We start from the raw sequence: 13,744 nt of genomic DNA, 5'->3' as shown, positions 1-13,744 counted from the left end.
ATCCCCAGATTTTTTTGATTCCCTTTCTAAAGGGAAAATCCGGTGATAAAGGCGAACGCTCCACTTCTTCAGGTTATTTCTGTCCTCTCCGTTTTTGTGTAAAAAGTTTAGTTGAACCTATATGGGTAGAAGAAACAATTCAATATACAACAAAAAAACCTCTACCATTCAGGTAGAGGTTTGGTTATAAGCTGTTTCAACAGGTTGGTGCTTCATAAATAACAAGTCCCTATACATGCATCCTTACCGAATTATCACACAGGCTGTTGTATGGATGAATTATAAATTCATCAATTACAAAGGAATTGTAGTGGCATACACTGATCTCATCCAAAGCACTCATTCTTTCATGAAATGCATGAGGATATTGGTCGTGTTATACCTAAACAAAACGATGTCGTTAGACACGTTTGCATTCCTTCATCCTGTTTCCAATAATTCCGTAGCACGACGTACCGCGAATCAGTTGACCGGCTTCTGTTGCTCCGGTTACCACCCGCTGGACTCTGCTATATACTCCACTCATCTCAGCTGCTCTCAGCTCAATCTCTACTCTACTCAACTGGTTCTCACTATACATCATTCCGAATGATTTGACAACCACTCTATCTTACGAATTGGAAGGTGCCGCCAAATCAGGACGCAGAGACTGTGCACCGTTAAGATACACATGGTTGATTTCATTCTGACCTTTTGCAGTGTTAACATGTACCATAAAACGGATGCACTGTGGCAAGGCGCCTGCAACCGGAACTTCCAGCGCACACATCAAGGGTACAAGCTCCCAGCCATCCAATTGGCGAATTGCCTTTGCTGGAAAAGCAGCATCCAGATCTCCAGTCATCGTAATCCACACACTGCAAATATCTTCGGGTTGGATCTCGTTACGATCCACGATTTCCTGCAATAGTACAGCCGTTTCTTTCAAAATATGTTCTTCGTTATTATGCGTGACCGTAGTAGCCCCGCGAATTCCCCGAGTAACCATCGCTTTTAATCTCCCTTCTTGAGCATTTCAATGACGTCGCGTACTGCCGTAACCGGTACATCCTTCACAATTTTGGCAGCGCCGATCCGGTCAGGAATAATGAAGACCATATGGCCCTCACGGAACTTTTTGTCGTGCATCATTGCATCCATTAATGCATCTGTATCCAAATGTTTTGGCATCGTCACCGGTAGACGCAGTGAACGCAGCATCCGAACCGTATCGTCATAAAGTCCTGCTGGGGCTCCCAACTTCTCGCCGAGCAAGGCCGAGCCCGCCATACCAATCGAGATAGCTTCACCATGCAGAAATTCGCCATAACCGGCAATCGCTTCAATGGCATGACCAATCGTATGACCCAGGTTTAACAATGCACGTTCTCCATTTTCACGTTCGTCACGCGATACAATCTCTGCCTTGATACCACAGCCTCGTTCCAAGCCATATCCCAAAGCCTCCGGATCAAGGGCAAGCAGCTCATCCGCGTGCTCCTCACACCAGTAAGCAAAAGCTTCGTCCCGAATCAGTCCGTGCTTCAGCATCTCTGACAATCCAGCAGAGACATCGCGTGGCGGCAAGGTTTGAAGCGTATCCACATCATAGAGCACCAGCTCTGGCTGATGGAATGCACCGATCATATTTTTAGCCAGCGGATGATTGACAGCCACCTTGCCGCCAACACTGCTGTCATGCGCCAGGATCGTCGTAGGTACTTGTACAAACTTGATTCCACGCATATATGTAGCAGCAACAAAACCAGCCAGATCCCCTACTACACCCCCGCCTAGAGCAACAATCGCCGAACTGCGGTCCAGTTTGCCTTCGATGGCGACAGTCATCATATCCTGATATACCGAAAGGGATTTCGAGGTTTCACCCGCTGGAACAATTGCGGAGACGACCGTAAAACCAGCCGTACGCAATGTTTGTTCCAGATCGGACAAGTATTTGGGTGCCACATGCTCATCAGTAATAATGAGTAAGGGGCTTTTTTTGGTTAAGCCATATTGCTCAAAATATTGAGGCGCTTGAGCCAACAGGCCGCTGCCAATCAGGATTGGATAAGAGCGCTCCTCCAACTGCACTGTCAGCTGGCGCATCTTAGTAATTCTCCAGTTGATTATTGTAGTTGGCAAAGTTCGCGCGGATTTCCTCCATGGAGTCTCCGCCAAATTTCTCAAGGAAGGCTTTTGCAATTTCCCAGGCTACCACATGCTCCATAACGACACTCGCTGCCGGAACAGCACATGCATCAGAACGCTCAACCTGAGCTGTAAATGCTTCTTTGGTATCGATATCCACACTTTGAAGTGGTTTGTACAACGTAGGAATAGGTTTCATAACCCCACGTACTACAACTGGCATACCGTTAGTCATGCCGCCCTCGAATCCGCCCAAACGATTGGTAGCTCGGTGATAACCACGCTCTTCACTATGCACGATCTCATCATGCACCTGAGAACCACGAATCGTTCCGGCTTCGAACCCGATACCAATTTCCACACCCTTGAATGCGTTAATGGACATTACGCCCTGAGCAATCCGTGCATCCAGTTTACGGTCATATTGTACGTGGCTACCAAGACCCACAGGCACACCTTCAACGATACATTCCACAATTCCACCGATGGAGTCGCCTTCCTGTTTGATCTGGTCGATGTAGGCTTCCATCTTCTTCTCGGTTTCTGCATCGGTTACACGTACGGAGGAAGCTTCTGTCACTTCGATCAGTTCATCGATGGGCAGATCTTGGTAAGGAGCTTCAATCTCGCCGATACGCAACACACGTCCAGCTACTTTGATCCCGAATTCAGCAAGGAATTGACGTGCAATAGCACCACATGCTACACGCACGGTTGTTTCACGCGCACTGGAACGCTCCAGCACATTACGCAAATCTTTCAGGTTATATTTGAGCCCGCCATTCAAATCAGCATGTCCCGGACGTGGACGATGAACGCGACGTTTCTCTTCGTCACTGCCTTCAATCGGCTCAATATTCATAATATTCTGCCAGTGTTTCCAGTCATTATTTTGAACAACCAATGCTACGGGAGCACCTGTTGTATATCCGTGACGGATACCACCAACGAAATTGGCCTGATCCTTCTCAATTTGCATGCGACGTCCACGACCATATCCCTTCTGGCGGCGGTGAAGCTGAAAATTCAGCTCTTCAAAGTCAATATTCAGATTGCTTGGCAAGCCTTCAATAATTGCGGTTAATTGGGGTCCGTGTGTCTCCCCTGCGGTTAAATAGCGTAAACTCATAATACGTTCCCCCTTTAAACTGTTAAACTTCACATTGCTAAAATCCCATAATTTCTTTGCTTATTATAGTATAGCTGACCGGCTTTGACAAGAAAGCCGGTCGTTTCTTGTCCTAAAATAGATTGGACTCGAATGGTGATTGATTGAGATTCCGACGTGTCTGAGAATATCCATTCATCCATTATGCAAATAACCGCCTGGACACATATACATGTGCACGCCAGACGGTTATGAAATAATTGAAATTATTTTTTGCGATAAAAGAATGTTTCCGCTGTCTCCAGACCATATTGTCCCGGTGAAAAAATCTGTTCCGTACTGCCCACGAACAAAATACCGCCTGGACGCAAACTTGTTGCAAACTTATGATACAACAGGTTTTTGGCTTCCTCGGTAAAATAGATCATGACATTGCGGCACACAATCAGATCATATCCTTCGTCAAAACGATCCAACAGCAGATTTTGCTTCATGAACTTGACTGAACTTTTCAGTTGTTCATCAATACGGTACACCAAGCCATCCTGCTTGAAGTATCGATTGGCTGTTTCCTTTGGTACATCTTTGAGCGAGCGCTCCATATAACGCCCTTCCTTGGCTTTAGCGAGAGCTCCTTCGTCCAAGTCACTTGCCGTAATGGAGCTTCCCTTAAGAATGCCCATCGTGTCCAGAATCATCGCCAAAGTGTAAGGTTCTTCGCCTGTGGAACAAGCGGCACTCCACACCTTAACGCCACGCTTCGGACCCAGCAACTCAGGCAGGATTTCATCCCGCAGTACTTCCCAGCGATTGGGGTTACGCCAAAATTCAGAGACGTTAATGGTCATGCGATCCAGAAACTCATAAAACAGAGACTTGTCCTTTTGCATGGCATCAAAAAAATTAACAAACGTATGAAATCCGTTTTTGTTACGAAGTGTGGTCAGCCTTCTTTTCATCTGGCCTTCCTTGTATTGAGCAAGATCAATGCCTGTGCTCTCTTTGATTTTCCGAATAAATCCGGCGTAATCCGGGTCTAGTAGTTGTTCCTGCTCCAGCATCGTATCACCCTTCTGGCTAAAAAATTACAACCAGGCTGCGATGCTCTTGTCGTACGTCACCAGCTCATCTGGAGCAAAGAAGTTTTCTGCTTCACGAGTGGCGCTTTCCGGCGAATCCGCCCCATGAATCAGATTATGCGGTGTGTGGCTGGCGAAATCTCCACGAATTGTACCCGGATCCGCTTCCTTCACATTGGTTTTACCGATTACGATGCGCGCAAGCGCCACGATGTCGTCACCTTCCCAGACCATAGCAAATACAGGACCAGATGTGATAAAACGAACGAGATCATCGAAGAACGGTTTTCCCTCATGTTCAGCATAATGGCGTTTGGCCTGATCTTCAGACATCTGCACCAGCTTGCCTGCCACCAACTTAAATCCTTTGTCTTCCAGACGGCTAACGATACGCCCTATCAAACCACGCTGCACACCATCCGGCTTCACCATCAAAAATGTACGATCCATAGGCTCACTCCTCACTCACGGTTCAAAGTTATTTCATTATGTAAACGCAATCCCTTTGATTGTAACATACATGTCCAAATCCTCCCAATGAGGAATATCACATGAACGTTAATTTTTTGAGTGAGAACAGCTACATCAGGAACTACATTTCATGAAAAGGCACCCTCCATAGCAGAGTAATGTCCAAACATATTAATGCGTACGTTTGACCACAAAATGAGCGATATCACGCAAGTTTTTGGTGGTCTTGATGTTAGGCAGTTGATCCAGAGCATCGAGCGCTTTCTTCATATATCGGTCAGCCAAGGCTTCTGCTTTAGCAATTCCTTGACTTTGGCGAATCATTCCAATTGCATCGGATGCACTCGCCCGTCCCTCCTCGTGCTGGACACGACTTATCTCCTCCAGCAAAGGTTCATGCAAGTTGGGTTCCTGCAATGCATACAGTACAGGCAGCGTAATATTTCCTTGCTTCATATCACTGCCTGGAGGCTTGCCAAGTTGCTTCTCGGTGCCAACCAGATCAAGTACATCGTCCTGAATCTGGAACGCCATACCCACGTTGTAACCGTAGGTGTACAGCAACGAAGATACATGCTCCGGCGCACGAGTAGCAAGCGCCCCCAGCTGGCAGCTGACAGCAATAAGAAGCGCCGTTTTACGACGAATGCGCAAGAGATAATTACGTACACTTTGTCCCGTATTGAAAAAGTCACGAATTTGCTCCATTTCACCAATGGACATCTGCACCATCGCTTTGGCCAGAATACGGTGTATCGCCGGATCGGACAGGCCCGCAGTCATCTCAAGGGCCTTGCCGTAAATATAATCTCCCGTATACATGGCAATCCGATTATCCCATTTGGACTTCACCGTTGGTTTACCTCTGCGTGTCGCGGCATTATCAATAACATCATCATGAACCAGAGAAGCCGAATGAATCAGTTCGAGCGGAACCGCAACCAGCTTCAAACGTTCAATGTCGTATGTACCAAATTTCCCACCGAGTAACACAAATACCGGACGCAAACGCTTCCCCCCTGCCTTGAGCAGGTGAAGTGACGTTTCGCTTAACAGCTTCTGTTCTCCCTGAACACTGCGATAGAGCTCTTTTTCAATGTAATCCATGTCTTTTTTTAACAACCCGAAAATATCCAATAGTTTCATTCGTTCACCCGTGTCAGCGTATTGTCAGTCCATAAATCCATGCTTACCTTCCCCTCCAGCAAGTCGGGCCTGCAGGCATAACGAAAAACCAGGGCTTGCCTTTCCTGCTTGTATTCTTCTAAGACGTTACTAATCTTCTTCGAATGTCAAGGCCGACATCCGGGAATTAAACTCTGCGACTTGTTCTGAAACATAAGTACAGAAGTTGCCGGAGCATGGGTCAAGGCTGTGGTTCCATCCAAACATCACCATCAGCGCTCACCAATACCCCGGGATTGGGGGACAGCAAGGTCCCTGCAATTCGGTCAGCAGATTCAAAATTGCAGGAAGCTCAGAAGCTATCCCCGTTCATCCGGTTCTCCCCATCTGGTAAACAGTTGATGCGGGATGCGTAGACTATCGAGCACTTTACCCACCAGAAACAGAATCAACTCATCCATCGTTTGAGGTTTGTAATAAAAAGCAGGCATGGCCGGTATCATTCGGACACCAAGCCGTGAGAGCTTCAGCATGTTTTCCAGATGGATGGCATGCAGTGGTGTCTCACGTGGCACCAGAATCAGCGTTCTTCCTTCTTTCATCATGACATCAGCAGCCCTGGACATCAGATTGTCCGATGACCCTTGTGCAATGGAGGAAAGAGTACCCATGGAGCATGGCATAATAATCATGCCTTCAGCTAGGAAAGAACCACTTGCGATAGAGGCGCCAATATCACTAACGGGATGATAGATTAGGGAACCCGGACGGCCGCCGAATTTTTCTTCCAGCACACGGTCCCGATTCGTAACATCCCAGTCCATTTCTTCTTTCAATACACGCCACCCGGCATTGGAAATCACCAGATGCACAGTGTATTCCAGATCAAGCAGCGTTTCAATTAATCTGATGCCATATATACTTCCACTGGCCCCGGTAATTCCGACAACTAGTCGTTTATTGTCCGGCTGCTGCATCTTTATTTCACCGCCAAATCAATCAGGGTAAACGTAAATACCACTAAACTCAGCACACTGTTCATCGTAAAGAATGCGGTTTGTACACGGCTCATGTCATTTGGCGATACAATATAGTGTTCATAGAAGAGGATACCATAAGTAATCAGCATTCCAGCTCCATACCACCAGCTCAGATCGGTCAACAATAACAAAGCAAGAAAACCGATTGCGGTAATCACATGGAAGAACTTTGCGATCTGCAATGATTTGTTAAGACCAAAACGGGAAGGTATGGAATGAAGCCCCTCGCCCTGATCAAAATCCAGATCCTGACATGCATAGATGATATCGAACCCTGCAGTCCAGAACACAATCGTAACGTACAGCACAATCGCTGTCCAATCCATCGTGCCCGTTACCGCTACCCAACCTCCAAGTGGAGCCAGACCAATGGTCATACCAAGAACTATGTGGCACAACCAGGTGAAACGTTTGGTATATGAATACAATACCAGCATAAATACAGCTATCGGCAACAGCTGCATGGATAACACGTTAAGGTTGGATGAGGCCCAGAACAAGAGCACAAATGATACTATGATAAAAATAACGACCTCACCGTTTTTCAACAAACCGGCCGGAATTGCTCTCATCGCGGTACGTGGATTTTTCTTGTCTATGGCCTGGTCAATCATGCGGTTCAAGCCAAAAGCAGCACTTCTTGCACCAATCATAGCCAGTAATACCCACATAATCTGCATCCAGGTCGGGAATGTATCATTCACTACCATGGAACCGAGGATGGCTCCCATAAATGCAAAAGGTAAAGCGAAAAGCGTGTGTTCAATCTTGATCATTTCTAAAAAGATGCGAATTTTCCTAAACATGCTGATTCTCCTTGGTTCCAATATGCAATGCCGCAATACCTCCGGTCAGAGGATAGGCCTGCACTTGCTTTAATCCAGTTTCAGCGAAAATATCGGCCAGTTCCTTCCTTCCTGGAAAAAGTGCAAGTGAGTCCGGCAGCCATTTATACTGCTCATAACGTTTGGCAAACAATTTGGCAAGATTGGGTAATACTTGTTCAAAATAAAAATAATAAATACCTTTAAACGGCTGCCATGTCGGCTTGGACAATTCCAGACACACCACCATGCCACCCGGTTTTACTACACGCTTCATCTCCGACAGAACCTGTCTGAGATCCGGTACATTGCGCAGTCCAAATCCAATCGTCACATAATCGAATGAATTGTCTTCGAAGGGAAGCGACATCGCATTGCCCTGTACCAACGTAATTTGTTTTTGACGATTTACAGCGTCAACTTTGGTTTGTCCAACCTCCAACATGTTGCTGCTGAAATCCAGCCCATGCATGTGACCTGTTTCACTTGCTTCAGCCATCGCAAGCGTCCAGTCACATGTGCCGCAGCACAAATCAAGACCGGTATCGCCCTTGGACATATTCATCTTCTTCATGGTGAATTTACGCCAAGCCTTGTGCCTGCGGAAACTCAAAATATCATTCATGACATCATATTTACCGGCTATACTCTGAAAAACAGAATGGACAAATTCTTCTTTAGGTTTGGTCTCTCCGCTCCCCATTCGTCTGTCTCCCCCTCAATCTTCCCTTACTGCCGCATGTGAAGGCTGCAAATACGTCAGGTAAGGCTCCAGGATTGCATTGATCTCATGCAGGCCCAGTTGATCTTCCTCGTCTTGCAGCAACAGTTGTATACGGTGTGTACACTCACGAAGCTTGTCCAGCAAAAACTCGCCGATCCGATACTTCAGCACCATACCGCTCCATGCTCTTGTATCCTGCTCCGGCTGACGCAGCATATTACGCTCGTCGTCATTGCCATGCTCGTATATATGCCAGAAAGCATAACTGTGATAAAAATTCTGTTCGTCATTCATCCGCTGCAGCTCTTCCATAATTGCCTCGCAGTAGCTGAATTCGGCCAACAGGTCGTTCCAAAGCGATGCTTCGTTATCGCGGATCATGCCTGTAAAAGAAAGAAACAGCTGCATCTTCAGCTGCACTGTTTCACGCAAGTATTCTTCAGCCGAAACGAGAAGCTTTTTCATCCGTTCATACAGCGTCATCTTGCGAGCATTCACTTCGGATACAGCACCACTAAGTTTACCGATCATTTCAATTTTGCCAGCATGGGCAAGCAACTGATAGAAACGGCTACTGAAATAATCTCCGGCAAGCACGTTCAGCTGGCGTGAACGCATCTCCAGTTCTCTACGCTCTCCGGATATCGTATCGATTCGATCATGCGTATCCATGGCCAACTGAACGAGCGAGGTTGCGAGAGCGTATAGCTCATCATGAACCTTTTCGTCTGTGCGGCCCACAAATACCTGCAGCAGACGAGCCCGGCTATCCGGAAATGATGGGATTTCCGTATGTTGTCGAATCATGTCGTAATCCGTATATTTCTTTGCTAGTTGGGGTACGCGATATGAATTCATTCTCAGCCTCCGAGCCTTTGCATTGTTAAACCATTTCTGCACTACAATCTTATATATTATAGCATATGTTTATCGGGCACGCACTGAATCATGCTATTCTATTACCCCTGACTTTACATTTCGAATTGCTTCTTCCAAAGTTCGGTCTCCATCATGTGAAACCAGTCCTTCAATTCGTCCGAGAGGATCGGACTGTTCCAGTCTCGAAGCGTTTCGATTGCATACATCGGCCATTCCCCACGCCGAAAATCGGCAGCGAGCAATAAATGTCTTTTGTGAAGCCATTCATCCTCTGCCATGACACGCAGCATCACCTGTTCCACGTTATCCAGACTTCGAAAGCCTAGATCTGCCACAGCAGCCATATTACCATAAATTTCAGTGTAACTTGTGCTGGTTCCGGTAACCTTTAGATCGAGCGTCAAAATGGATTGTTTCCACTCCACCCTGGCAATGGGTGTCGATAATTTCATGGTGCTCAGCACGTCCACCAGATTGTCTTCCGTTAGCTGGACTGGATGCTGCGTTGCAGAAACGGGTTGTATGTTTTCACCGCCCAAGGTACGCATATGTAAGGTTTGTATGGCAACAAGCAGAAGGACCGCCACAACCGTTGCCAGCAGTGAAGCAGTCACGATCATCCGCGGTTTCATAAATGCCTCCCTGCCCTTACCTGTTAGTGTAGTCTGTCCGGTAAAGGCTCATACCTCATTCTACAACGAAAAAAAGCAGGCTATGCCTGCAATTTTCATTATTCCGACTGAATTTGTCCATGCTTCGTAATCAGCGTGGCTTTTCCACGGATTTTAATGGCGGAAGTATGATTGGTAAATTGGGCAAACATGACTTCTCCCTTATCCAGCTTCTCCGTATGGTGGAAGCGGGTATCCTGTCCTCGGGTTAAGCCGATCACCTGAACACCGTTTTCCTCCGCCTTAATTACGATATAATCACTGCCGGTTGGATGATCCATCACGCACATCCCCTCTCCTTGTTCAATAGCGTTAATGATGATAAAGATTGTTTCATTTGTCAACCAGCCTTTATGTGAACGGAGCGCAATAATCTGTTACTCCCAGGTCATACTACAAGTGATCCTGCCACAGAAAGGAGAGTCTCTATGAAGTACATTCCCGCCGCACTGACAGACGAGCATATTCACCAGTTAAAAGAAACCGAACAGCATCTGTCTGCAGCCGCTGGAAAAGAACTCATTCTGATTGCCTATGCGCAGCAACCGGATGAGCCGGAGTCGCTAGACGGCAGGAAGAAAAATGATTAACGGACAAAAGAAAAGGCCGTGAACAAGTCACGGTCTTTTTTTGTCAACATATGGAATATGTAGAAATCTTATTTAATTCCGTCTTTGAGCGCTTTACCTGGTTTGAATGCAGGAATTTTGCTCGCAGGAATTTCGATTTCTTCACCTGTTTGCGGATTGCGTCCTTTACGTGCAGAGCGCTCGCGAACTTCGAAGTTCCCAAAACCAACCAATTGTACTTTGTCTCCGCTTTGAAGAGCCCCAGAGATTGCTTCGAATACGGCATCAACCGCTTTCGTTACATCCTTTTTGGACAATTCAGTCGCTTCAGACACGTGTGTAATCAAGTCTGATTTGTTCATTTGTTTTTTCACCTCCTGAATCAATGTCCTGAATGTTATACTGTGTTTCCGTTTTATTGCGAAATATACGTTCATACACAAAAAATCTACGTACATCTTGAGCGTGATGAACACAAATCTCGACCTGCGGTCAACAGTCATTTCCGGCAGAATGCCGCCTGAAACAAAGGTTGTTTCAGACGCCGAACAAATTTTATACTAATACAGACAGCACACAATTTCAAGTGCGGTTGCGGTTTAACACGTAAAATGTAACGGCCAGGGCAAGCACGAGCACCCCACCTTTTACAATATCATGCGTGAAATATTGAACGTTCATCATCGTCAAACCGTTCACCAGTACACCAATGAGAACCGAGCCAATGAATGTTCCGATTACGTTTGGTTTACCTGCACCAAATACGGAGAATCCGACAAACACAGCGGCCACGGATTCCATTAACAACGGAGATCCTGCATCAATTTGCCCTGAACCTACTTTGGATGCATAGATAATACCGCCGATTGCAGCAAACACTCCAGCAGCTACATAAGCGAGTGTACGCACCTTTTTTACCTTGATGCCGGATAGACGTGCCGCTTCTTCATTGCCCCCCGTAACGTACATCTGGCGCCCATACTTTGTATACGTCAAAAAGATATGCACACCGATAACCGCAATGAGCAACAGGATGACCGAAATCGGCATTCCCAGCCATTTTCCCTGCCCAAGCTGCAGAAATGTAGGGTCCATCTCTCCGGCAGCCTTGCTTCCGTCTGGAAACTGCATATGGTTATAGATCGTGTATCCTTGAGCATACGTTTTGTGAATCCCACCGATAATGTACATTGTAGCAAGTGTAGCCAGCAGATCCGGAATACGGAGTTTCACGATCAGCAAGGAATTAAGCCAACCAATTACAGCCCCAATAATCAATGGGACGATAATGACAACTGCCAGTGGCTGCTGATACCATATCATTAATGAAGCGGTAACGACAGTAGTTAGCGAGACGGTCGCCCCTACCGAAAGGTCAAATCCATCTACAATGAGAGATAAGGTAACACCAATCGCCACAAATGTCACGATAGAGATTGAACCCAAAATATCGGTCAAGTTACTATACGTGAAAAAATAAGGCAATTTAATACCGAAAAATGCGATAACACCAATAATAACGATAATCGCGCCATAACGGAACGCAAAATCCAATGATTTATCCTTCATGCTTCCACCTCTTGTCCACCGCTTGCATAGTATAGCAGCTGTTCTTGGTTAGTCTCGCCCCGTTTGAATTCCTTTACAATGGTCCCTTCACACATGACTGCAATCCGGTCACCAATGCCCACTCCTTCATCCAGTTCACACGTGAAGTAGATAACAGCTTTACCTGCCAAAGCCAGTTCGTTAATGATGCGAAAAATGTCACTTTTGGCGCCGATATCCACACCTTTTGTCGGCTCATCAAAGATAAAGACGTCTGCGTCCGCATTCAGCCATTTGCCAATGGCCACCTTTTGCTGATTGCCACCGCTTAAAAACTTCACTTCCTGCCGCACTGACGATGCTTTGATCCCGAGTTGCTGCACTAAAGATTCCGCATTCTCACGCTCTTGCTTTCGACTTACAAAACCTAATCTACTAAGACGACCAAGCAAAGGCAGGCTCAAATTCCGTTCCACGTTTTCCTCAATCAGAATCCCCTGTTTCCGCCGTTCCTCAGGCACGGAGACAATGCCCAGAGCCGCAGCGTCAGCAGGTTGGGAAAGGTGAAGTTCACGATTGTTAAGCCGAATCTCTCCACTCTCCAGCCGATCTGCACCAATCAACAAGCGGGAGCATTCCGTTTTCCCCGCCCCTACAAGCCCTACCACAGCCAGTACTTCGCCTCGACGAACAGACAGGTCCACACCCTTAACTCGGACTCCACGCCGAAGTCCTCGCGCTTCCAGCAACACTTCGCCTACCGGTGCTTCTGTCTTGGGGAACTCCTCCTCAAACGGTTTTCCGAGCATCTGTGTCACCAGATCATTGATCGTAAGCTCTTGTGCCTCACCCGTAAACACATGTTGTCCATCTCTCATAACGGTAACACGGTCACAGTGACTTGTAACTTCAGGAAGACGGTGAGTAATGAAAATACATGCCACTCCGCGTTCTTTCAGCAGATGTACGATTCGAAAAAAAGCGTCCGTTTCTTCCTGGCTCAGCGGTGCAGTTGGTTCATCAAAAATAATGACCTTGGCATCCTGAATCAAAATACGTGCGAGCAGAATCATCTGCTTCTCCGCAAGCGTCAGGTCGGCTACTTTTTTGTGAACGGATATACTCGCTCCCAGTTGCTGCAAAGCTTCAGCCGCACGCTGTTGCAGTTTCCGAGGGCTTTTCCACCAACCTCCGCCAGGCGACGCCAATTGATCCAGCATAATGTTCTCGGCAGCTGTCAATTGGGGAACCAGCGCAGCATCCACCTCCTGATACACACAGTGAATCCCACTCGCTTTGGCATCGCCTGGTGAATTCAGATGAAGCGTTTGCCCATTTAGTTGGATAGTACCCTGATCCAGTTGATAGGCACCAGACAGAATTTTCATCAATGTGCTCTTGCCAGCACCATTTGCACCAAGCAGCGCGTGAATTTCCCCGCCTTTGACGGAGAACTCCACGTCTTTCAGTGCAGGAATGCCTGAAAACTGCTTGTGGACATGTTCCATTTGAAGCAGAATGGGTGCAGTACTCATGACGCAAACCTCCAATCGCTCCCCTCCGGGAGTATCACTAT

17 protein-coding genes are annotated in these 13,744 nt (G+C 46.9%); 1 reads left to right on the top strand and 16 read right to left on the bottom strand.

The genetic code is table 11. The annotated features are described in order from the left end of the window. Nucleotides 1–400 precede the first annotated feature (400 nt). The 13 genes from BMW94_RS30575 to mtrB form a co-directional block, all read right to left on the bottom strand. Nucleotides 401–562 (bottom strand): hypothetical protein, encoded by a 162-nt coding sequence (locus BMW94_RS30575; protein ID WP_175480744.1) that lies wholly within the window; start codon nucleotides 560–562, stop codon nucleotides 401–403. Nucleotides 563–610: 48 nt separating this feature from the next. Then, nucleotides 611–988, bottom strand: coding sequence for a chorismate mutase (aroH, locus tag BMW94_RS17145; protein ID WP_063566773.1), 378 nt, complete (start codon nucleotides 986–988; stop codon nucleotides 611–613). 5 nt (nucleotides 989–993) lie between these two features. Beyond that, the gene (gene aroB, locus BMW94_RS17140; protein WP_091000249.1) at nucleotides 994–2,088 is read right to left on the bottom strand and encodes a 3-dehydroquinate synthase; all 1,095 of its coding nucleotides are present in this window, start codon (nucleotides 2,086–2,088) and stop codon (nucleotides 994–996) included. 1 nt (nucleotide 2,089) lies between these two features. Continuing rightward, on the bottom strand, nucleotides 2,090–3,259 hold the full coding sequence (aroC, locus tag BMW94_RS17135) for a chorismate synthase (RefSeq protein ID WP_063566771.1): 1,170 nt from the start codon (nucleotides 3,257–3,259) through the stop codon (nucleotides 2,090–2,092). 245 nt (nucleotides 3,260–3,504) lie between these two features. Next, nucleotides 3,505–4,299 (bottom strand): CheR family methyltransferase, encoded by a 795-nt coding sequence (locus tag BMW94_RS17130; RefSeq protein WP_091000248.1) that lies wholly within the window; start codon nucleotides 4,297–4,299, stop codon nucleotides 3,505–3,507. 24 nt (nucleotides 4,300–4,323) lie between these two features. Then, complete coding sequence (ndk, locus tag BMW94_RS17125) at nucleotides 4,324–4,767, bottom strand: nucleoside-diphosphate kinase (protein WP_091000247.1); 444 nt, start codon at nucleotides 4,765–4,767, stop codon at nucleotides 4,324–4,326. 192 nt (nucleotides 4,768–4,959) lie between these two features. Continuing rightward, a complete protein-coding gene (locus BMW94_RS17120) occupies nucleotides 4,960–5,934 on the bottom strand; it encodes a polyprenyl synthetase family protein (protein WP_091000246.1) in 975 nt (324 codons plus the stop codon). A gap of 338 nt (nucleotides 5,935–6,272) precedes the next feature. Next, nucleotides 6,273–6,890 (bottom strand): UbiX family flavin prenyltransferase, encoded by a 618-nt coding sequence (locus BMW94_RS17115; protein WP_091000245.1) that lies wholly within the window; start codon nucleotides 6,888–6,890, stop codon nucleotides 6,273–6,275. Nucleotides 6,891–6,892: 2 nt separating this feature from the next. Beyond that, nucleotides 6,893–7,759 (bottom strand): UbiA-like polyprenyltransferase, encoded by an 867-nt coding sequence (locus BMW94_RS17110; RefSeq protein WP_076288937.1) that lies wholly within the window; start codon nucleotides 7,757–7,759, stop codon nucleotides 6,893–6,895. Further along, nucleotides 7,752–8,480, bottom strand: a complete 729-nt coding sequence (locus BMW94_RS17105) for a demethylmenaquinone methyltransferase (RefSeq protein WP_090900596.1) — start codon at nucleotides 8,478–8,480, stop codon at nucleotides 7,752–7,754. Before BMW94_RS17105 ends, BMW94_RS17110 begins: the two co-directional genes overlap by 8 nt. A gap of 15 nt (nucleotides 8,481–8,495) precedes the next feature. Next, nucleotides 8,496–9,359, bottom strand: a complete 864-nt coding sequence (locus tag BMW94_RS17100; protein ID WP_091000244.1) for a heptaprenyl diphosphate synthase component 1 — start codon at nucleotides 9,357–9,359, stop codon at nucleotides 8,496–8,498. A gap of 113 nt (nucleotides 9,360–9,472) precedes the next feature. Continuing rightward, nucleotides 9,473–10,012 carry a hypothetical protein gene (locus BMW94_RS17095; RefSeq protein WP_091000243.1) on the bottom strand — a complete coding sequence of 180 codons (540 nt, stop codon included), beginning with the start codon at nucleotides 10,010–10,012 and terminating at the stop codon, nucleotides 9,473–9,475. 98 nt (nucleotides 10,013–10,110) lie between these two features. Beyond that, on the bottom strand, nucleotides 10,111–10,332 hold the full coding sequence (gene mtrB, locus BMW94_RS17090) for a trp RNA-binding attenuation protein MtrB (protein WP_024630669.1): 222 nt from the start codon (nucleotides 10,330–10,332) through the stop codon (nucleotides 10,111–10,113). Nucleotides 10,333–10,479: 147 nt separating this feature from the next. Here mtrB and BMW94_RS30570 point away from each other — a divergent pair, with 147 nt between their 5' ends. Next, nucleotides 10,480–10,641: a hypothetical protein gene (locus BMW94_RS30570; protein WP_175480743.1), complete on the top strand. Its 162-nt coding sequence runs from the start codon at nucleotides 10,480–10,482 to the stop codon at nucleotides 10,639–10,641. A gap of 68 nt (nucleotides 10,642–10,709) precedes the next feature. On the opposite strand, the gene BMW94_RS17085 is transcribed toward BMW94_RS30570, so the two are convergent. From BMW94_RS17085 to BMW94_RS17075, 3 genes are all read right to left on the bottom strand, one after another. Further along, on the bottom strand, nucleotides 10,710–10,982 hold the full coding sequence (locus BMW94_RS17085; RefSeq protein ID WP_091000242.1) for an HU family DNA-binding protein: 273 nt from the start codon (nucleotides 10,980–10,982) through the stop codon (nucleotides 10,710–10,712). Nucleotides 10,983–11,202: 220 nt separating this feature from the next. Continuing rightward, a complete protein-coding gene (locus tag BMW94_RS17080; RefSeq protein ID WP_063566763.1) occupies nucleotides 11,203–12,189 on the bottom strand; it encodes an ABC transporter permease in 987 nt (328 codons plus the stop codon). After that, nucleotides 12,186–13,703 (bottom strand): sugar ABC transporter ATP-binding protein, encoded by a 1,518-nt coding sequence (locus BMW94_RS17075; RefSeq protein ID WP_091000241.1) that lies wholly within the window; start codon nucleotides 13,701–13,703, stop codon nucleotides 12,186–12,188. The genes BMW94_RS17080 and BMW94_RS17075 overlap by 4 nt, the downstream gene beginning before the upstream one ends. Nucleotides 13,704–13,744 lie beyond the last annotated feature (41 nt).

This window comes from Paenibacillus sp. OK003, from assembly GCF_900109515.1.
GTDB lineage: Bacteria > Bacillota > Bacilli > Paenibacillales > Paenibacillaceae > Paenibacillus > Paenibacillus marchantiae.
The sequence above is the reverse complement of the archived record's forward strand: the minus strand, read 5'-3'. Positions and strand labels throughout refer to the sequence as shown.